Raw genomic sequence first — 21736 nt, forward strand, 5'->3', positions numbered from 1 at the left:
AGAGTGATAAGACAAAATAACATTAAGGAAACAATAAAACAGCTCTAAGCCCAGGATTTGCATTTTCAAGCAAAAGTTCACCCCCATGAAGTTTCATAACAGCTTTTGCTATGCTTAAGCCAATACCAAAACCCGGCTTTGTACGGCTCTCTTCAAGACGAACAAAGCGTTCTGTTACTTTGTCACATTGATCTTCCGCAATTCCCGGACCATTATCGCTAACCACAACCAACAAGCGTTCTCCACAACATTCCATTGATAAAGAAACCTCCACGTCTCGTCCATCTTCAGACGCATATTTAATCGCGTTATCAATGAGATTAAAAAGAGATTGCGCAACAAGCTCACGATTCAGCTTCATTTCTTTATCAAATGTGTGCCCTAACCGAAGCAAAACACCCGACTCTTCAGCGAAAGGTTCATAAAATTCAACAGCATCTTCAAGAATCCGCTTCATATTCACTGTCTCAAGATGCTCAATTGAACTTCTGGCTTCAATGCGAGAAATCATCAAAATAGCATTAAAAGTACGAATGAGTTGATCTGATTCAGCAATGACATCATCCAGTGCCTGTCGATATTCAAGCTCCATCTTTTGTCCCGAAAGCGCTTCTTCAGCGCGATTTCTCAAACGTGTAAGCGGCGTTCTAAGATCATGAGCAATATTATCTGACACTTGACGCAAACCAGTATTTAATTCCTCAATACGATCGAGCATAACATTAAGATTGGCAGACAATCGATCAAACTCATCACCTACCCCAGAAACGGGTAAACGCTCGCTCAAATCACCACCCATCAAACGCTGCGATGCAGCGGTTACATGATCGATCCTCTGCAATGCACGCCTGCCAACAAAAAACCATATTAATAAAGCTCCTCCAACCATCGCTACAAGAGCAATCATTACAGCTTTACGAATAACTGCGGCAAAACGTTCTGGTTCATCTAAATCACTGCCTACTAGAAGCTTCATAGCATTGGGTAAATCAACAACAATTGCTAAAGCACGATGTTTACTCATCGTGCCACTTTCTCCAAAACGTGAATACAACAAAGAATCAGAAACAAAACCACCATGCTGCAAAAGGCCAAGTTCAATACGAGCCACATTCCCCGCTAAAACACGCCCCACAGGATCAGTGACAAGATAAAGGAAAGCGCCGGGTTGTCGTGAACGATGATCAATCGTGCGTATCAACAAAGGCAATCCACCATAATCATAAGCACGTTCAATACGCTTTAATTCTTCACGGACAGTTTGTTCCGTTTGATCTGTTAATAATGAGACAGAAAATTCTGCCGTATAGATAGAAAGCCCTGACGCAACCAATCCAAATAATAGAATATAAAGCGCAGAAAGCCTGAAAGCTGTTGTGCGCATCATATTGATTAAACGATTCATAATTTTGTATTTGGTACTTTCAGCATATATCCAGCTCCACGCACAGTATGTAAAAGTGGAATATCAAAATCTTTTTCAATTTTCGCTCTCAAACGGGATATATGAACATCAATGACGTTTGTTTGCGGATCAAAATGGTAATCCCAAACATTTTCTAACAGCATAGTCCGTGTAACAACCTGCCCAGCATATCGCATTAAATACTCCAGCAAACGAAACTCACGGGGTTGTAATATAATATTTCTTTTACCACGTCTTACTGTATGTGCCAACCGATCAAGCTCAAGATCACCAACAGAATAAACAGTTTCTGCCTCTTTAGGGTTTTTTCGCCGTTGTAATACCTCAACGCGCGCAAGAAGTTCGGAAAAAGCATAAGGCTTCGTCAAATAATCATCGCCCCCTGCACGCAAACCCATCACACGATCATCAACTTGCCCTAGAGCCGAAAGGATCAGAACCGGCGTTTTATTGCCTTTTGCACGCAATTCAGCAATAATGGAAAGACCATCACGGCGCGGAAGCATCCTATCAATAACCATGACATCATAATTCTCCGTTTCAGCCAAAGCATAACCAGTATCCCCATCATAAGCAACATCAGATGTGTGCCCTGCTTCTAAAAAAGCTTTTTCAAGATAGCACCCCATCTCACGATCATCTTCGATGACGAGTATCTTCATAAACGAGTCTCTCCCTTTATCGCATCAAATGATTGTGGGACGGAAATCTTTAAAATATCTGTCCCACTTGGTTAAGTGTTATTCTTTAACAATTGGAAGAGCGACAAAACGATTCTGATCATTTGTTCGCACTTGTAAGAGCACCGCACTACGTCCTAGCTTTTTTGCTTCCTTAATTGTGTCTGTAATATCAGATGTCTTTTTAACAGGTCTATTATTAACTGTCACAATCACATCACCAGGACGTATCCCTTTATCTGCGGCATCTGAATCCGAATCGACATCCGTCACAACCAACCCTAAACCATCATCAGAAGGCGCAACAATCAAACCATAATCTTCCAATGTTTCCTCTGAACTACCACGCCCACTTGGATATTTCAAACCCTCTTTTTTGCTTTCACTTTCAGGCATTGCATCGAGTTTAACCTTGATTTTTTCTTCTTTACCAGATCTCCAAACCCCCAAAGTCACTGTTTCTTCTGGTCTAGTGTTTGCAATACGCCTTGCTAGGTCACGCGCATCAGAAACTTTCTCGCCATTCACGGAAATAATCACATCCCCTGTCTTAATGCCAGCCTTCTCGGCAGGTCCCTTCAGTGCATCAGTTACCAAAGCACCTTTTGCTTCTTTCAAACCAATTGAATCAGAAATTTCTTTTGTCACAGGCTGAATCTGAACACCAATCCAACCACGCTGTACGGAACCTTTTTCAATGAGCTGTTTCACAACTTGCTTTGCTGTTTCTGCAGGAATAGCAAAAGCAATCCCAACATTTCCGCCAGAAGGAGAAAAAATGGCCGTATTAACCCCAACAACTTTCCCATTAAGATCAAAGGTTGGACCACCAGAATTTCCACGATTAACAGCAGCATCAATCTGAATAAAATCATCATAAGTACCAGCTCCAATATCACGCCCACGTGCGGAAACAATACCTGCTGTCACCGTTCCACCAAGACCAAATGGATTACCGATAGCAACAACCCAATCGCCCACATACAGTTTGGAATCATCACCAAACTCAACATATGAGAATTTTCGTTTATCATTCACTTTCAATACTGCAAGATCAGTTCGTTGATCCGTCCCAACAAGTTTTGCACTCAATTCCGTGCCATCATCAAGAACAACAGTATAACTTGTTCCGTCAGAGATCACGTGATTATTGGTCACAATATAACCATCTGCCGAGATCAAAAAGCCAGATCCAAATGCTATAGGACGGAGTTTTTGTGATCGCTGTGAAGGCTTATGGTTAGGCACATTACGGTTATAAAACTCTTGGAAAAATCTTTTCAAAGGGTGTTGGTCTGGAAATTGTTCAAGACCTGGAGCACTAAAAAACTCACTAAAAAACCGCTCTTCTTTTTTTATATTGCTTTTCACTTGCACGGAAACAACAGCAGGTTTAACTTGAGAAACGATATGTGCAAATCCCTGCTGTTGTCCTGATGGAACAGATACAGGGTTGGCATGAGCCGATGTTACCCATAAGCTTGATCCACTAAAGAACATTGTACTTGCTAAAGTTGTAGACAAACCTATTGCTGCCAATGTTGTGCGAAGAGTTTGGTTAACCATTTTGAGTACTCCTGTTGAGTAATATTTTCTATCCTTGTTGCATTGCAATCCATCGTAAAATAGCAAACCTTACCGTTTTCTGTCCAAACTATTAAAGTTTTGTAATATTAGATAAATAACAATCTATCCTTAGAATAGAGCTGAATTCATCAATTTAAATTCATCATTTTTTCTTCAATAATATTTATTTTAACTTTAACGATCTTTTTAAGCGTTTCTCTTATCAGCATTTAAAGCGATTATTTTTTTGCATTTATACTGACTGATCCGAAAAAATATGGTGCTTAAACCAATAATCATAACGATCAAAGGCGATAACCATAAAAACCATGTCACTTTATTGAATGGTGGCTTCAATAAAATAAATTCACCATATCTCTCTACAAGAAAATCAATAACCTGCTGATTGCTGTCGCCCGCTTTTAAGCGTTCACGGATCAAAAAGCGTAAATCACGTGCCAATAAAGCATTTGAATCATCAAGCGATTGACTTTGACAAACTGGGCAACGCAACCGTGATGAAATATTACGCGCACGTTCTTCAAGAACAGGATCTTTTAAGATCTCATCTGGCTCTACTGCTATCGCTAATTGCATAGGAAAAACAACGACAAAGATAACCAAAACAAACAAGAAAAACTTCTTCATCTCAATTCCTTTTTAACGAGTTGGAAGCTATCCGTTGAAATCCTCCTCCACGCAACAAACACCCTAAAAAAGAAAAACAACCGCCTATAGCCATCATCACCACACCCAACCAAATACAAATCACATAAGGCTTCCACAATATATGCACAACAAGGCCTTGGTCATCCATACGACCCGGTGCAATATACAATTGAGAAAAACCGAAACTTTGAATACCAACTTCCGTTGTTGACATATTCCGGCTTGAATAAAATCGCTTTGATGCAGTTATAATGTGCATTTCCTGTTGGTTCTCATATGTTTTAAAGCCAAACTGCATGGCAGAATAATTCGCGCCAGAGACATTATGTATTGCGTCAAAACAAATAGTTTGACCAGCTATCGTAACTGTATCTCCTATTTGCATAGTTAAAATACGTTCTTGTCCAAAAGTTGCGACACAAATAATACCAAACAATGTAACACCTAACCCCATATGTGCCAACGCACTCCCAAAAGCAGACCAGGGCAGCCCCAGAAACCTTTTAACGCGTACGGACAAAGATATCTTTTGAGGACCGCTCTTCATCCAAAGATCAGCCAAGCCACCCAAAAAAACAAAAGCTGAAAGTCCAACGCCTAAGGGCGCCACAATATCACGCCAAGATGTTGCATAAAAAGTTATAAAACAAGCTACGCAGGCTAATGCAAAAACAAACCACAACCGTTCAATAACCGCAAAAAAATCGCCGCGTTTCCACGCTATCATGGATCCAAATGGAACTAACGATAATAACATCACCATTAAAGGTCCAACTGTAAGGTTAAAAAAGGCAGCACCCACAGAAATTTTTTGCCCTGTTAACACTTCAACAAAATAAGGATAAAGTGTTCCAATCAATACTGTCGCTGTTGCTGTTGTAAGAAACAAATTATTTAAAACAATAAAGCCTTCACGCGAAATTGACCGAAATAATCTACCTGTTTTCAAAACCGAAACCCGCAAAGCAAAAAGAAAAAAAGACCCTCCTGTAAAAAAAAACAAAATAGCCAGAATTGCACGCCCCCTAGTTGGATCGACAGCAAAACTATGAACAGACATTAAAATCCCCGAACGGACGAGAAAAGTTCCCAGAAGAGAAAGGGAAAAAGTAAGAAGGGCTAAAAACAAAGTCCAACTTTTTAATGCATCTCGTTTTTCAAGAACAAGAGCAGAATGCAAAAGAGCTGTTCCTGAAAGCCAAGGCATAAATGAAACATTCTCAACTGGATCCCAAAACCAATAGCCACCCCAACCCAGCTCATAATAAGCCCAATAGGATCCAACCATAATACCAAGCGTTAAAAAAAACCATGAAAGAAGAATCCATGGACGAACCCAACGTGCCCAAACTTTATCAACATGTCCTGTAATTAATGCCGCGATCGAAAAAGAAAAACAAACCGAAAAACCAACATAACCAAGATATAAAAGTGGAGGATGAATAACTAAAGCAATATCCTGTAAAATAGGATTAAGGTCATTTCCTTGCAATGCCGGCGGTTGAACACGCAAAAATGGATTGGAAACAAAAAGAATAAATAAAAGAAAAGCGCTCGTAATCCAACTTTGACAACTTAAAATCAATGCTTTAAACTGCGCTGGCAATTGTTTGTCAAACCACGCCACCAATGTACTAAAAAAAGAGAGACTTAGAACCCATAGCAACATTGATCCTTCGTGATTTCCCCAAACGCCAACGATCTTATAAATCATTGGCTTTTCCGAATGAGAATTTTCAACAACATTCAAAACAGAAAAATCAGACGCTATATAGGCATATACAATACTCAAAAAAGACAATAGCAATAATACAAAAGTAATACACGTCAATGGTACCACCGCTTGCATCAATGAACGCTCTCTTCGCAAAATACCGAAGATGGGGTATAATGCCTGCAACACACTAACTGCAAAGGCTGCGGCTAAACAAATATGACCCAATTCAACGAGCACGATCGAATTGCCTTTTCACATCGTAGCGTTCTTTTAAGCGATCGGCTACTTCTTTGGGCATATAAGTCTCATCATGTTTTGCCAAAACACGCGTGCCTATAAAAAGCCCTTCTTTATCAAAATATCCTTCGACGATCACACCCTGTCCTTCACGGAAAAGGTCCGGTAGTATACCTTCAAAAATAACTTTTTCGTGTTTTAAGCCATCAGTGACAAAAAAAGTAACTTTTCTCTTTTTAAGATATTCAACAGTTCCTTTTTCGATAAAACCACCCAAACGCAAAGAGTGACCTGTTAGAATATCTTCTCTTGTGATTTCAGATGGCATTCGAAAAAAACTGACCGTATTACGCATCGCATACACCATAAGGCCTGCTGCAATTGCCATAACACAAAGGCATGATAAAATCATCAATACCTGCTCTTTTTTCCGCCTCTTCAAAACAACCTTCAGTGAAGGAAAACTCTTTAAAGATTGATTATTCATAGCCTATTTACGAAAAATATTGTTATCAATGCTATATTTGTAGTAAGCATTTTGTCTCTAAGCATTACAATAGCTTTACACATCCTCCATATGAGCGCAACTTCTTGCTTTGTATTTTTATCATCACTCAATAAGACAATTTTATTCAATAACCTGAAACAAGAACTTATCACTTTTGTAAAGTTCTAATCAAATCACTGCGTAACTGTATTATCATTTTTTCAACATGCGATCGCCCTGTAATATTCTTGGGCATTGTATCAAGAAAATTTTGTAAAATCTGAATGGCCTGCGTAGAATTGCCCGCCTGATGAAATGCATCAGCTAAAAATAAACGAGGATAAAAATCTTCTGGTGCTAAATCTACAGCCTTTTGAAAAATACTTTGCGCTTCTTGTGTGACTATCCCCCCTTCATAACCCACCAATGCCAAACCATAACCCACAAGCCTTGGAGCCGATTCTCCATTCAAATGAAGTGCATCTCGATAAATATTCACCGCATCCTGAAAACGGCTTTCTTCGAGATAGCCTACCGCTAATGTATCAGCTATCTTTCCATCATTAGGCATACGCAAAAAAAGCGCATGTAAACGTACAAGCCTTTCATGCTTGTTTAACGTCTTTGGATCTTTATCCATTAACTCTTTAAAAAAATAACTTTTAACTCCCGGACTCCCTGTCAAATTATAAACACCCCATGTCACAAGGAGAACAAATAAAATACCAAATCCTTTCAAAATATGAATCTTCTTACACTTTTCGAAAATCTTCTGTGCAAATTTCATATGTGTTTCAGATGTCCAAATTTTATCAGTACCAAGGCACTCACTTATTCAAAAGATCGATATACTCTTTCCATAGAATGAATCATTTTCATACATTTTGCAAAACTTTATAATGATTTGCTCAAAAAAAAATCATGCAAAAGAATCCCTAGAAAAACCATAATCCATCATATTCAAAATCTCATGAGAAACAACAATCTGTACGTCTTGCTTCCTCCGATCTGGCTTCTCCATATAATCACACCCTGATACCCCCCCAATCAGCACAGTAAATAATGATAAGAAAATAATTTTTTGCATTTATAATACCGTAAAATTCATTATCCAGTGTTTCTAATACACGTAAAGATATAAAAAACGATTATTGAATATATTTTTACCGCATACAAACTGGATTCCAAATATTCTTAAAGTAACTTCATGCCACATGCATTGGCTATAAGGGAAAAATATCTATCGTCTTGGCAATAAAATTTTTGTATATAATCCACCTAAAGCAGAACGTGATAAGAAAAGTCTTCCACCATATTCATTAACCATATCAGAAACAATCGCTAATCCTAAACCTGTTCCCGGCTTACTTTCATCAAATCGCCGACCTCTTTTTAAAGCTTCATCAATTTGCTCTTTTGTTAAACCAGGACCATCATCTTCGATGACAAGACTAAAGAATGCTGTTTCGTCAACACTTTCTTCTAAGCCACAACTGATTAAGATTGTGGCACAAGCCCACTGAGAAGCATTCTCAACCAAATTCCCCACAATTTCCTCTAGATCTTCCCTTTCACCAACAAAAATGATATCATCGACATCCATAGTAAATTGGATATCTTTATCAGGATTGAGTTTTTCCATAACTCGTACCAAACGATTAAGTACACTGCGAACAGACGTGTAATAGATGACACTGTCACGTTGTGCTGCAATTCGAGCACGCTGTAGATAATGATTTATTTGAGCCTGCATCATTTCGGCTTGCTCCTGCAATAAAATAGCCTGCTCTCCATGCATCTTATCGGCTTCATTCATGATTACTGATAAAGGCGTCTTTAATGAATGGGCAAGATTACCAACTTGCGTTCGAAATCGTTCAATGATGCGCTGATTGTTATTAATGAGAGCATTCATTTCTTTTGCCAACGGCATAATTTCACTCAATAAATCTGTATTGACGTGATCCGCTCTCCCTTCTCGAATATCATTCAATGTTTGCCGTATCCGCTTCAACGGTTGGAAACTAAAAACAATAATAGCAATATTGATGAGAACACTGCCTATCCCAAAACTCCACAGGAAAATTTGCAAAATCCACTTGAATTCTTGTACTTGTAAATGCGCTTCATCAATATTTCCCATAAGACGAAAACGTGCAATGCGATTCTGATCGTCAAGAACAACATCACTTTCGATAACTTGTAAATTTTCCCCGTCAGTACTTTTGATTTGATAAGAACGAAAAAATTTGCCATCAAAAGGAACATCATTATCACTCGGTGAAAAGAATTGCTTAGTTCCGAATGATGGAGATGTTAACCTCCCCTTTAGATTAGGGGATATAGCGCTTACCTCCCAATACCACCCTGATGTTGGATCTGAATAACGGATATCATTAAATCCAAAATTTCCCTTCAGATTTCCCTCAGGTGACACAGTCACAGTTGTAATGAGACTATAAAGCTGAGCAGTAAGGATGCGCTCTAAGCTTTGTTCACTTGAACGCTGAAAAAATAAAATACTAACTGCAGAGATAGACGATAATGAAATAGCAACCCACATTGTCGACAAAATCATAACACGTAAACTAAGAGATTTACCAACAAAGAAAAATAACCGCCTGAGCCTGCTATTACTCTTTAAAACCGTCATTCGTCACCTGACGGTTTTATCCGATACCCCATCCCGCGAATGGTCTCAATTAAATTCATTCCAAGCTTTTTACGTAACCGTCCAACAAAAACTTCAATCGTATTCGAATCCTTGTCAAAATCCTGATCATAAAGATGTTCGATAATCTCTGTCCTTGAAACGACTTTATCACGATGATGCATAAGATAAGAAAGAAGCCGAAATTCATGTGATGTTAATTTAATTAACTGATCATTAACAAAAACACGAGACGTTTTAGTATCCAACATAACAGCACCACAGGATAATACACTTGTTGCATGACCTGCAGCTCTGCGAATTAACGCCCGCAATCGCGCCATTACTTCCTCTAAATGGAATGGTTTAACAACATAATCATCAGCACCTGCATCGATACCACGCACCTTATCAGACCAACGATCGCGTGCTGTGAGCATTAAAACAGGCATAGAATATCCTTCTTGGCGCCATTTTTCAACAACACGAATTCCATCCATACGTGGTAAACCAATATCAAGAATCACAGCATCATAAGACTCTGTACTTCCCAAAAAATGCGCTTCTTCACCATCAAAAGCGCTATCAGAAACATATCCCGCGTTTTTTACAGCCTCTGCTAATTGATGATTAAGATTCAGATCATCTTCAACAATGAGAATACGCATCACTTACCTGTAAAAACATTTAATCGGCAGGCACTGTAACTTCAATACGGCGCGGTCTTTCACCATGATGGGCAGGCACCACCACAACCACCACACACATATTGTAGCCATCTTGAACAATCGGCACCGAACGTGCCAACATCCCACCTTGTTGCGTTGCAACCCTCTTGCCAACTTCAGTGCAATCGGCTGCTAAAACAAAATTCATGTCTATAAGACATAGAAACAGTGCAAAAAGGACAATTTTTTTCATCATAAATTTCTCATAATCTATTTCATCTGAATATAAAATGAACAATGGAATTTTTTTACTCGAAATTATGCACCAACAAAGAGTGAATTGCTATTTATTATAATAAATAACTTCTATTTATTGTATGGATATGAAATGCATCCTGCCCCAACTTTAGCAATACTAAAATCTTCTTCAACTTTATACAAAACTCAAATAACACCGCTTTAAACAAAGATAAAAGCTAAATATACATATCATATAAACAGATTACCATAACCTTACAATAATCTCCTTTTTTACCATTCCTATAGCAAAAAAGTACTTTTACTCCATATAATTATTACAACTTTTGTTGGTTGCGTTACTTTAATCATAGGATTTTTTAAATGTGTAATTTCTTGCACAAGAAGAAAAAACAGCGAAATAAGCTGTTCTATAGTCCTACACTGATTGAATTAGACGCATGGATAGACACAACGCTTTACCGGATCCGTGTTGCTAACCGTCGTTTCTGGAACAAAGCTGCGATCTCTTCACGGCATTTACGCATACGAGGATGGAAACGGTGCATAGTCGAAATCCTCGATGAAGCACTAACATTGGGTTTAATCGGATTTACACTCTTTACCATAGTTGGTATTTCAGTTTTTGAATTGACAAAACAAGACTGGGTTTCACAAAAGAATTTTTCCATTCTTTTTCTAGATCGGTATGGAAATCCTATTGGCTACCGTGGTTCTCTACCGACTACATCTGTCTCCGTTGAAGATATGCCTGACTATGTTATCAAAGCAGTTCTTGCGACAGAAGATCGTCGTTTCTTTGATCACTGGGGATTTGATTTTTACGGCCTCATACGAGCATCCTTACGAAATATGCAAGCCAAAAGTGTTGTCCAAGGCGGTTCAACTCTCACGCAACAACTCGCAAAAAATTTGTTTTTAACAAATGAAAGAACCATAACACGTAAAATCAAAGAAGCGTATCTAGCCCTCTGGCTAGAAGCAAATTTCAGCAAAAAACAAATTTTACAGCTTTACCTTGAACGTGCCTACATGGGAGGTGGGAATTTTGGTATCGAAGCAGCTGCAAAGTTTTATTTTAACAAAGATATACGCAATGTATCCCTTGCTGAATCCGCTATGCTCGCAGGTCTTTTCAAAGCGCCCACTAAATACGCTCCTCATAGCAACTTACCTGCTGCACAGGCACGTGCCAATGTGGTGCTTTCCAACCTTATTGATGGTGGTTTTATGAATGATAGCCAAATCATCAAAGCATACCGCCATCCTGCCCATGCCATCGCAGAAATAAAGGATAATCAGCCTAATTATTTTCTTGATTGGGCATTCGATGAAATTCACAAAATCAGCAGTCTACTACCCAGCCGTACCTTAATTGTTAAAACAACACTGGATCCGGATATCCAAAAGGCAGCAGAAGATTCAATCGAATATTATTTACACCAATATGGCAAACAATACCGAGCGACACAAGCGGCTACCGTCATTATCGACAATAACGGAGCTGTACGAGCAATTGTTGGAGGACTTGACTATAATCAAAGCCAATTTAACAGAGCAACGCAAGGCGGACGACAAACTGCCTCTTCATTCAAACCTTACGTTTATGCAGTCGCAATGGAACGTGGCCTATCTCCCTCAACAATGGTCTTTGATGCGCCAATTAACTGGGGAGGCTGGTCACCAAAAAATAATTCTGGACGTTATCTTGGAAAGGTCGATATAGCAACAGCTTTTGCCTTTTCTATTAATACAGTGCCTGTCTATATTACCTACCAGTATCTCAATCGCAATACTCAACCAATCGTAGATCTGATTAAGAATATGGGCATTAACGCTCATATTCTATCGCACAAAACCACAATTTTAGGTACATCTAATATGACACCAATGGATCAAGCAACTGGTTTTAACGTCTTCGCCAATGGAGGCATGGCCGGGAATCGTCATGGGTTTACACAAATCAGTACAACAGATGGACATGTTGTGTGGGATTGGACACGCGATGGCAACAAACCATATCGTGTTATCAGTGAGCAATCAGCAGCTTATATGAACCAAATGATGGTTGGTGTTACTACACGAGGATCTGGGAAACGTGCAGCTCTCCCCATGACCCTTGTTGCCGGAAAAACCGGAACATCACAAGCCTATCGTGATGCATGGTTTGTTGGTTTTACTGGAAATTATACTGGAGCCGTATGGATGGGGAATGATAATTTTTCCCCTATGAATCGCGCTTTCGGTGGTGTTATTCCTGCCATGATATGGCACCGTATTATGTTTCATGCACATCAAAATATAATGATTAAAAAGCTCTATGGTGTCGAAAATTCTATTCTACCCTATCAACCACAAATCATTCCTTCACACAATAATTCTGAGTTTACGCCAAAATTACCTCATACACCCTCACCAAAAACATTAAATCTTGTACAACGCATTAATAAAGACCTGAAAAAACTTCCAGCTACAACCTTACCGAAAATGGAACCTATTAAAGCTGCAACGCATTAAATTCGAGTATTCTACAATGTTTCGTTATATCGTTGCTCTCTTTCTAATCTTTGCTGTTTCCATTTTATGTGGAACACTGAGCGTTTATTATACGCTCAATTCTTTCGAAAGTTTTGGACGCTTAAAAATTGGAAAATGGAGCACCTATCCACAAGTAGGAACAACAGAAACAGACCCCTACACCCGCGCACGCACAGCAAAACGCGGCGCTATTTCACTTGACCGCACAGAAAGCCTTTCTTTCCAAATTTGGAAAGATAACCATGGACACCCGCTACGACCTCACTGCCATTATCTTTTCAAAGGTCATATTCCCGAAACACGTCTTTTTACTCTTTATACGGTCGACAAATTTCTTAAACCATATACTTCAATTGAGGCAGTACCTTTCGAACTCCACACCAATAATGTTATCTATGAAAATGATGGCTCAGTACGCATACACATCTCATCAACACCACAAATTAACAATTGGTTGGCAATAACGAGTAAAAAAGAATTTGGACTTATTCTCACCTTATATGCGACCACAATCATCTCTACAACAGCATTACAAAAACCTACCCTGCCTTCTGTAGAAAAAATATCAGGACAAAAAAACTGTGACTAAATTTATTTACGCTGCACTTCTTGCAAGCATCGGCAGCATTATTGTTCATATTTGTGTTTTATTTTTAGTTCCCTATTATGAACAAAATAACATATGGACATGGCGTGAAAAAGAAGGAAAGTTTTATCGATTTGTTGATTTGAATCCAAATGATCCTATTCGTCAATCCACTGATCCCTTATTTCTCCTTAAAATCTGCAAATTTGACCTCGAAAATGGCCCTGTTCATTTAACAACTCCAAAGACAACACAATTTTGGTCACTCTCAGCTTATACGCGTGATGGGATTATTTTTTACAGCATTAATGATCGAACGACTCCTAATGCCACACTCAATCTTATCATTGGAAATCCTATACAAATAACAGCACTCAAACAATCAACAACTAAAAGTAGTACCAATTCAGTTTTAGTGACCAAAAAATTAAATGAAGGCTTCGCACTTTTACGTATCTTCGCCCCCTCTCCAATTGCAAGAAAAGAAGGCGAAACCTTCCTTTCAAATGCAACCTGTCGTGTATTCGATGAATAAATTATACCAACCATAAACTGTATAACATCTATAAGAATGAATAGAAACGCTTATGGATTAGCATTTGAAATATCTATCGATAAAAATCAGAATAAAAATACAACTTTTATTCTAACTGTAATAATCCTGATTTTTTTATTATAGAAGAAAATTTCATGAAAAAACATCCATAGGATCTTCTTTTTAGAGCTAAATTTTTTGCACCAATATAAATGAATTACAATATTAATCACCATAAAATATAATGGAAATTGTTCCTATTTTACTTGAAGAACGTTATATGCAATATTAGCCAGTATTATAAGGCTTTATAATCGCTTCCTCTGTATAAGAAACATTATCTGTTGTTATTGTATCTTTGCTACCTCTAATTCACTTTTTTCAATAATCATAGAAATTTCATCTGCTAAACGTTTTGGTAAAGGTTCTCTTTGCATTTGTTGTTTCCATAGTGCTATAGCATGACGCATTCTTGGACCATCTAGCCCATCCAAAGGACCATCATAAAATCCAAGTTTTGCCAATTTCTTCTGCATATTCAATAAATTCTCTGGAGATGTACTTGGCAAAGGTTGAGAGGATGAATTTGGACGCAAATGACTTGGAACAAGTGCAGAAATAACACGAACATCAGCTTGATCTATTGCTCGTTTTTTAGATGAGACAGAATCTTTCACCTTCACTGAAAGCGGAATTGTTTTCATTTGTGTAACCACATCCTGATATATTTTTATCTGTGAAAACAAAGCATTAAAAGCAAAAAAACCAAAACTGATCGTAAAAAGACAAAAGCCTACGACCAATAAAGCATTCGTGCGCATACGACGACACAACCATTTTGCTAACCAAAGAAGAAACCGGCCATTTATTAAGAAAAATGCTATAACAAGACTACGCCGTTTTACAACTTTGTTTTTCTGCTTTTTCGTTTTTCTGCCATTATTTCGATTTTTCATTCTTAATTTTGACATGTTTTCCATATGGAATCTAACATTGATCATCCTCATCTTCAGCTATAGGGAGACATATTACTCTCCCCTATTCTTTTTTAAAGAACTAAAATAAATAGATTATATACAGAACTAAATTTATAAACTTATAACAGCTAAACTACCGCTTTCAATCTCATATTCTACAACATTTTGAATAGATATAAAATAACACAAAACTGTGACGCATATTTTTATTCCATACAGTTTCACTATCGCACACAATCAAATTGCACAAAACCATATAAGCAACGTTTTGTACACAATGCAAGGCTCCATGTCTTTCATATGTACATTTGATATGTATTTGGAACCATACAGAAATATATCCACCAATCAAAAATCAATTTTGTAGCCTATGTCATTGCCAAATAGCTCATATATGCGCTTATATTTCTGTATAATGGCATGGCCAGTGTAATTATTTCCGATCTAATATCGTGTGCAGATCCAATATTCTTAATTATTTCATAGAGTTCATTGAATTGCTATTCTCAAAAACATCTGAAAGATGATAAACTATTTGCCTCATACCCTCACAATAATCACTTTGGTGTTTTTTTTGATCTTTATTGAGTGTTCTATAACATCAACAAAATCTAAGATTAGCTTCAAAAGTGTTAGAATCTTATGAGCAGAACAATCAATCATAGGAATAGCTGAAAAGTATTCACATATAAAAAACGTGTTTAAACTTTCAATACATAGTTAAAACAACTTTCTTCTATTAACACACATATTAAAAAACACAAAAACGTTTAAGATACGCCCTATAAAAACTGAATTATTATCAAACCCAAAATCTGCAACGGTGCTGTACAATGCCCTAAACATCAAATTTTACTATAGTCTTAAATATAATCATCGCCCATTGTTTCTCCCTACTGTATTATATTTTGCATAAGCGGATTTCCAATGCTCTATTCACAGAGAAAAATTTCTGCCTATATATACAGCTATATCATATAACTTTTCCCACATAGGCTATAATATAAATTTTATAAATGAATGCTCAATTTCATAAAAGTTACTTATTTTCAAACCTTTCAGTCCAAAATAACATAAATTATTGCTTCCTCTTCATTCATAACTGCGGTATGCTTACTCCCCATGATACGCTTTTTAATCAAATCAGTATTTTATTTATTTTTTGTTTTTGTAATTATTTCATTCTTTACAACAGAACCAAATAGCAACAGCTTTTCTACTCCAAAAGATACAGAGACAACAACAAATGATGCAATTACCGCTTTGAAAGGAGCTATAAACGATTTACTAACATTTTGTGAACGGAATACAGAAACCTGTGACATTGGAAAATCTTTTTTAGAATCAATTGGCGCGCATGCGCGTGATGGTGCAAAGATTGTTTATGAATACCTTAACAGCACGTTTGGTAATAAAAATATGACACAACCTGAAAACAGCCAGCCCTTAAATGGATACCCCCAATTCCACAAAAAAATAGAATAATACGAAAATTATATAGAAAAATTAGCGTTTGTCATCGTACCTTTAAAAGGAAACGTGACTTTTATCTATCAACAAAACGCAGCACATAATCACCAACAAAACAAAGCAAAGCAAAGACTTGAAGCTATGGCAGAAACAATTGACGATATTATAGAAAACTTTTCTCTCCTTGATAACTGGGAAGATCGTTATCGTTATGTCATTGAACTTGGTCATGAATTACCACCTTTTCCAGAAAGTGCTCGAAACGACGCCCACAAAGTGCATGGTTGTGTTAGTCAAGTGTGGCTTTTATCTTCACGTGATAACTCAGAAAATCCAATAGTAACATTTCAAGGTGATTCCGATGCACATATTGTACGCGGTCTTATCTACATTCTTCTTACTTTCTATTCAGGAAAAAAGGCTTCTGAAATTCGCATAGCCGATGCTGAAGGGCTTCTGAAAACACTTGGTTTAAACGATAATCTAACACCTCAACGGTCTAATGGCCTTAAATCCATGATTGAACGAATTCGCACTGAAAGCTATATACAAACACCAGACTCCACTATCAAACGCCAAACAGACTCCCTGTAATCAAGATGTTTGCTACAAACCACACTTCATCTCTAATCAACCTTTGCTACTGTGTTTGAAAAATGCAATTACTTGATTTTTTTCTGTTGGCTTTTGCGTCCCAACCCCATTTCTTTGGCCAAAGCTGAGCGTGCCTTCGCGTAATTAGGCGCAACCATAGGATAAGAGCTATCTAACTGCCATTTTTCACGGTATTCTTCAGGTAACATTCCATAATGCGTCATTAGATGACGTTTCAAAGACTTAAACTTTTTGCCATCTTCAAGACAGATAAGATAATCGGGAAAGATCGAACGTTTTGGATTAACAGCAGGCCTTTGCTTTTCAACTTCAACTTCCGTTAATGTCATACTCCCTACTTTTAGAAAAGCAGCATGAACATCAGCAATTAAACTTGGCACTTCAGTTGGCCGGATTGAATTATTACTTACATAAGCAGAAACAATATCAGCAACCAATGTAATAACTAAATTGCTTTCAGCCTCTAAGACTGGGTGATGTTCCATTCTTATTTCCTTTAATTTTAAAATTGAGACATCATTGACATTTATAACCATCGACATTTATACTCATAATATCGAGATTCTTTACGTATAAGTCTCATATTGTACAAAAATCTTTTTTGTCAATTCAATTACTCTATAAAATTGCTTAAACACAAAAAAATCAAATAAAATTCTTTTTTTTGACACAAACTATAGCTGTAGAGCTGGTTTATTTTCTTATTTTGGGATGGTTTTGTTTTATAACAATAGAGCATATGAAACAAAAAATAGCATAAAATGAGTTATGCTATATTGGTTTTTGATTACTCTAAATAATGATCATGTTTCAATCTAGTATTTACTCTGCAAAATCTTAATTTTAGTATTATACAGATAATCTTTATCTCCATACAAAAAAGTAGAAAAAACAATTTTTTTAATGTAAGAAGATAAAATATAATAAATAAAACAAAAAATCTGGCGCATTAAATTCCAAAATGATGCAAAATTAAATATCAGAATCATATAAAAAGGCTTTTTCCTATTTAGATTGTAATACCTCTATCCTAAATATATTTTATTATGTCGTTACAGCAATCAGCTCTAACATTCAGCAGTAAGGTGTAATTTTTCTAGCAAATAACAAAGATCCTTTCCCAACAGTTCAGAACGTTATTCCATGAATAGAAAACATTTCCTATGACATACAAGAAATAGAGATGTAAGAATTGCGTACATGAACAGTAAAAACACCTTCAACTATAATTTTTGAAAGCAACTGGAATTTACAAATTGATGCTATTGCATGAGTTTTAGGACAAGAGCATAAGCAATATAAACAAAGCTATTCACATCTTTTAAATAGGATCATGCATGACTCACCTATCTAAACGTCCTCCCAAAGCACCTAAAATCGTTCATAAAGAAATATATCACGGCATTTGTCGCGATGATCCATACCATTGGCTGCGTGCAACAAATTGGCAAGATGTTTTAAAAAAACCTAACTGTCTTGATAAAAATATTCGGCATCATCTTGAAGAGGAAAATGCTTATCAAGCTGCCCAAATGGCTGATACAAAAGCATTACAAGATTTGCTCTTCGCGGAAATGAAAAGCCGCATTCAAGAAAATGACAGTTCCGTCCCCATAAAACACGGTTCCTTTGCCTATGGCCTATCTTATGTTACCGGAGGCCAACAACCGCACTATTTTCGTACATCAAAAAATGGAGATCATAAAAACGTTTATCTTAACGGTGATGCTTTGGCTGAAGGTCAAGATTATTTCAATCTGGGTTCTGTACAAGTCTCACCCGATCATACACATGTTGTCTGGACTTACGATGATAAAGGGTCTGAATTCTATACGGCTAAAATTCGCAATTTTAAAACATTATCCGACTACACTGATACAATTACGGACACCGCCGGACAAATTGTATGGGATGCCAAATCCGAAGGTTTTTTCTATACTAAAATGGATAAAAACCACCGCCCATCAGAACTCTATTATCACCGATTAAACACTGACCAATCTCAAGATAAGCTTATTTTTTATGAAGATGATCCGGGATTTTTCTTATATGTAAGCGGATCTAAGCTTAATGACGTTATCTATATTAATATTCATGATCATGAAACGTCAGAAACCTGGCTTATCCCTGCTGAAGCGCCCCTCACAACTCCCCAATGTGTGAGAAAACGACAAAAAGGTATTGAATATTCACTCACAGAAGGTGGTGATGTCTTTTATATTCTCACCAATCGAGACAATGCAAAAGACTTTAAAATCATGGTAGCACCCCATACAGCACCGCAATCAGAAAATTGGTCTGAGCTTGTGCCACATCAGATTGGACGCCTAATCTTATCTCATGATGCCTATCAAGATTCTCTTATCTGGCTTGAACGTTTTGAAGGACTTCCGCGTATACAAATCATGGATCGTGCCAGCAAACAAATTCATTCCATTGCTTTTTCAGAAGAAGCTTATTCTTTAGATTTACAAGGTGCCGCAGAATATAACAGTCCAACCATTCGTTTTTCTTATTCATCCATGACAACACCTAATCAAATTTTTGATTATGAAGTTGAAACCCGAGAAAAAATACTTTTAAAAACACAAACAATCCCCTCCGGGCACAATAAAGATGATTATATAACACAGCGTATCACAGCAGTTGCAGATGATGGTGAAACAATTCCTATCTCTCTTTTGTATCATAAAACAACCGCACTTAATGGCAGTGCACCTTGTCTGCTTTACGGTTATGGTGCCTACGGGATCTCTATTTCTGCAAATTTCAATAGCAATATACTTTCATTGGTCAATAGAGGCTTTATTTATGCAATTGCTCACATCCGCGGTGGAAAAGATAAGGGCGTTGAATGGTATGAAAAAGGAAAACACCGTTTTAAACAAAATACCTTCACAGATTTTATTGCCTGTGGGCGTCATCTTGTAAATCACAATTTCACTGCCCACGACCGGCTTATTGCTTCCGGCGGCTCAGCGGGAGGAATGCTAATGGGTGCCATCGCAAATATAGCTCCGCAGGACTTTGCTGGCATCATAGCAAATGTTCCTTTTGTCGATGTTTTAACAACCATGTTAGATGCTTCACTACCTCTAACGCCTCCAGAATGGCCCGAATGGGGGAACCCTCTTGAATCGCAAGAAGATTATGATCTTATTGCCTCCTATTCACCCTATGACAATATTAAAGCTCAAAAATATCCTCCTATTCTTGCTGTTGCAGGATTAACTGACCCTCGTGTTACCTATTGGGAGCCTGCAAAATGGGTAGCAAAACTACGAGATTTAAAAACAGATGATAATGCAATCCTCTTGCGCATCAATATGGATTCAGGTCACGCAGGTGCCGCTGGACGTTTTTCAAAACTAGAAGAAATCGCGTATATATATGCCTATATCTTGAAAATAGTGGGTAAAAACTGTTTATAAAGAATATCTTACTCTAAAAAAAGGCTTCAAGTTTACTGAACTAAGAAGCCTTTAATACAGTATAAAGAACGATGAGAACTTCTTAAAGCCTGCAAGCTTCATAAAGTTCTAAAACATAATCCCAATTAATTAAATGATCTACAAAAGCTTCAAGATACTTTGGACGCGCGTTGCGATAATCAATGTAGTAAGAATGCTCCCACACATCCACACCTAAAATAGGTTGAGCATCATAAATAAGGGGATTTTCCCCATTGGATGTTTTCATAATTTCAAGCTTGCCATCCTTAACAGCAACCCACGCCCAACCAGCACCAAATTGAGCTATACCAGCTGCAATAAAATCTGCACGAAACTTATCATAACCACCCAGATCAGATTCAATAGCTTTAGCTAATTTTTCAGGAAGTTTTTGCCCCCCCCCACCTTTTTTCATACAGAGCCAAAAAAGGCCATGATTATAAGATTGAGCTGCATTATTAAACAAACCAATATTTTTTCCAAAGCTTTCTTTAACAATCTCTTCAAGACTTTTATTTTCTAAGCCTAAATCTTTTACCAAATTGTTGGTGTTATTAAGATAAGCGAGATGATGCTTATCATGGTGATATTCAAGCGTTTCGCGGGACATATAAGGCGAAAGAGCATCATAATCATAAGGCAATTCAGCCAATTCAAAAGCCATTTTAAAAATCTCCTCGATTCTAATTGTTAAAGCTTACACCACAAATTTAGTTTAGAATTTATAATATTTAACTTACAGTATAAAAGCAAATGTCGAATATCCGTTTGCATCATTTTAGCTTTTAAAACCATCTGCCAGTAAAAAAAGCTTTTGATGAATGTATCCAATTCATCACTCAAAATCTCATTGAGCTGATATAATGACTATTTACATTCATCATCCGTTATTGAACCAATTCATGAACATACATACAGGTTCTCATTTAAGATTGAAATTACAAAAATATCTAACCTAGAAATTACCATAATACGCTCATCCAGCAAGAAAATTATGCAATAGCGCACAATAAACGCACCGATAAGCTACATAACAACTATAAAGGACTTATTTCGAAATTGGCTGGGGTACCTGGATTCGAACCAGGGAATGCCGGTACCAAAAACCGGTGCCTTACCGCTTGGCTATACCCCAAAAAAGAATATAACGATATTCACGTTCGCGCCTTATACCGATTCTTGCGATTATACGCAATATCTGAAAA

General features: G+C 37.3%; 20 protein-coding genes and 1 tRNA gene. 6 read left to right on the forward strand and 15 right to left on the reverse strand.

What is annotated here, in order from left to right; all coding sequences use genetic code 11:
* Positions 1-22: 22 nt before the first annotated feature.
* From NPX98_RS02950 to NPX98_RS03000, 11 genes are all read right to left on the reverse strand, one after another.
* Positions 23-1405, reverse strand: a complete 1383-nt coding sequence (locus tag NPX98_RS02950; RefSeq protein ID WP_269022560.1) for a sensor histidine kinase — start codon at positions 1403-1405, stop codon at positions 23-25.
* Positions 1402-2088 carry a response regulator transcription factor gene (locus NPX98_RS02955; protein WP_269022561.1) on the reverse strand — a complete coding sequence of 229 codons (687 nt, stop codon included), beginning with the start codon at positions 2086-2088 and terminating at the stop codon, positions 1402-1404. Before NPX98_RS02955 ends, NPX98_RS02950 begins: the two co-directional genes overlap by 4 nt.
* A 78-nt stretch (positions 2089-2166) precedes the next feature.
* Positions 2167-3672 (reverse strand): Do family serine endopeptidase, encoded by a 1506-nt coding sequence (locus NPX98_RS02960; protein ID WP_269022563.1) that lies wholly within the window; start codon positions 3670-3672, stop codon positions 2167-2169.
* 207 nt (positions 3673-3879) lie between these two features.
* On the reverse strand, positions 3880-4320 hold the full coding sequence (locus tag NPX98_RS02965; RefSeq protein ID WP_269022565.1) for a cytochrome c-type biogenesis protein: 441 nt from the start codon (positions 4318-4320) through the stop codon (positions 3880-3882).
* A gap of 1 nt (position 4321) precedes the next feature.
* Positions 4322-6295 carry a heme lyase CcmF/NrfE family subunit gene (locus tag NPX98_RS02970; protein ID WP_269022566.1) on the reverse strand — a complete coding sequence of 658 codons (1974 nt, stop codon included), beginning with the start codon at positions 6293-6295 and terminating at the stop codon, positions 4322-4324.
* Positions 6285-6782 (reverse strand): cytochrome c maturation protein CcmE, encoded by a 498-nt coding sequence (gene ccmE, locus NPX98_RS02975; protein WP_269022567.1) that lies wholly within the window; start codon positions 6780-6782, stop codon positions 6285-6287. Before ccmE ends, NPX98_RS02970 begins: the two co-directional genes overlap by 11 nt.
* 169 nt (positions 6783-6951) lie before the next feature.
* Positions 6952-7521, reverse strand: a complete 570-nt coding sequence (locus NPX98_RS02980) for a tetratricopeptide repeat protein (protein ID WP_329957898.1) — start codon at positions 7519-7521, stop codon at positions 6952-6954.
* Positions 7522-7701: 180 nt separating this feature from the next.
* Positions 7702-7869, reverse strand: coding sequence for a hypothetical protein (locus NPX98_RS02985; protein WP_269022569.1), 168 nt, complete (start codon positions 7867-7869; stop codon positions 7702-7704).
* 153 nt (positions 7870-8022) lie between these two features.
* Entirely contained in the window at positions 8023-9435 is a 1413-nt protein-coding gene (locus tag NPX98_RS02990) for an ATP-binding protein (RefSeq protein ID WP_269022570.1), read from the reverse strand.
* Positions 9432-10100, reverse strand: a complete 669-nt coding sequence (locus NPX98_RS02995; protein WP_269022571.1) for a response regulator transcription factor — start codon at positions 10098-10100, stop codon at positions 9432-9434. The genes NPX98_RS02990 and NPX98_RS02995 overlap by 4 nt, the downstream gene beginning before the upstream one ends.
* Positions 10101-10119: 19 nt before the next feature.
* Complete coding sequence (locus NPX98_RS03000) at positions 10120-10356, reverse strand: hypothetical protein (protein ID WP_269022572.1); 237 nt, start codon at positions 10354-10356, stop codon at positions 10120-10122.
* Positions 10357-10721: 365 nt separating this feature from the next.
* Between NPX98_RS03000 and NPX98_RS03005 the strand changes: the two genes are divergently transcribed.
* From NPX98_RS03005 to NPX98_RS03015, 3 genes are read left to right on the forward strand one after another with little or no spacing between them, the layout of a single operon-like run.
* The gene (locus tag NPX98_RS03005) at positions 10722-12875 is read left to right on the forward strand and encodes a transglycosylase domain-containing protein (RefSeq protein ID WP_269022573.1); all 2154 of its coding nucleotides are present in this window, start codon (positions 10722-10724) and stop codon (positions 12873-12875) included.
* A 16-nt stretch (positions 12876-12891) separates the two neighbouring features.
* Positions 12892-13485, forward strand: a complete 594-nt coding sequence (locus NPX98_RS03010) for a DUF1214 domain-containing protein (protein ID WP_269022574.1) — start codon at positions 12892-12894, stop codon at positions 13483-13485.
* Complete coding sequence (locus tag NPX98_RS03015) at positions 13478-14017, forward strand: DUF1254 domain-containing protein (RefSeq protein WP_269022575.1); 540 nt, start codon at positions 13478-13480, stop codon at positions 14015-14017. The genes NPX98_RS03010 and NPX98_RS03015 overlap by 8 nt, the downstream gene beginning before the upstream one ends.
* A 347-nt stretch (positions 14018-14364) precedes the next feature.
* Here NPX98_RS03015 and NPX98_RS03020 read toward each other — a convergent pair whose 3' ends face one another.
* Positions 14365-14988: a peptidoglycan-binding domain-containing protein gene (locus NPX98_RS03020; protein WP_269022576.1), complete on the reverse strand. Its 624-nt coding sequence runs from the start codon at positions 14986-14988 to the stop codon at positions 14365-14367.
* Between the two features lie 1128 nt (positions 14989-16116).
* Between NPX98_RS03020 and NPX98_RS03025 the strand changes: the two genes are divergently transcribed.
* Together NPX98_RS03025 and NPX98_RS03030 are read left to right on the forward strand one after the other, a co-directional pair.
* Positions 16117-16479 carry a DUF5330 domain-containing protein gene (locus NPX98_RS03025; protein WP_269022577.1) on the forward strand — a complete coding sequence of 121 codons (363 nt, stop codon included), beginning with the start codon at positions 16117-16119 and terminating at the stop codon, positions 16477-16479.
* Between the two features lie 126 nt (positions 16480-16605).
* A complete protein-coding gene (locus NPX98_RS03030; protein WP_269022708.1) occupies positions 16606-17058 on the forward strand; it encodes a SufE family protein in 453 nt (150 codons plus the stop codon).
* A 68-nt stretch (positions 17059-17126) separates the two neighbouring features.
* On the opposite strand, the gene NPX98_RS03035 is transcribed toward NPX98_RS03030, so the two are convergent.
* On the reverse strand, positions 17127-17564 hold the full coding sequence (locus tag NPX98_RS03035) for a MucR family transcriptional regulator (protein WP_269022579.1): 438 nt from the start codon (positions 17562-17564) through the stop codon (positions 17127-17129).
* An 852-nt stretch (positions 17565-18416) separates the two neighbouring features.
* Between NPX98_RS03035 and NPX98_RS03040 the strand changes: the two genes are divergently transcribed.
* Positions 18417-20510 (forward strand): S9 family peptidase, encoded by a 2094-nt coding sequence (locus NPX98_RS03040; protein ID WP_269022581.1) that lies wholly within the window; start codon positions 18417-18419, stop codon positions 20508-20510.
* 82 nt (positions 20511-20592) lie between these two features.
* Here NPX98_RS03040 and NPX98_RS03045 read toward each other — a convergent pair whose 3' ends face one another.
* Together NPX98_RS03045 and NPX98_RS03050 are read right to left on the reverse strand one after the other, a co-directional pair.
* Complete coding sequence (locus NPX98_RS03045) at positions 20593-21195, reverse strand: superoxide dismutase (RefSeq protein WP_269022582.1); 603 nt, start codon at positions 21193-21195, stop codon at positions 20593-20595.
* 396 nt (positions 21196-21591) lie between these two features.
* Positions 21592-21666: transfer RNA gene (locus NPX98_RS03050), tRNA-Gln, on the reverse strand.
* Between the last annotated feature and the right edge of the window lie 70 nt (positions 21667-21736).

The organism is Bartonella sp. A05 (assembly GCF_026930145.1).
Classification (GTDB): Bacteria; Pseudomonadota; Alphaproteobacteria; order Rhizobiales; family Rhizobiaceae; genus Bartonella.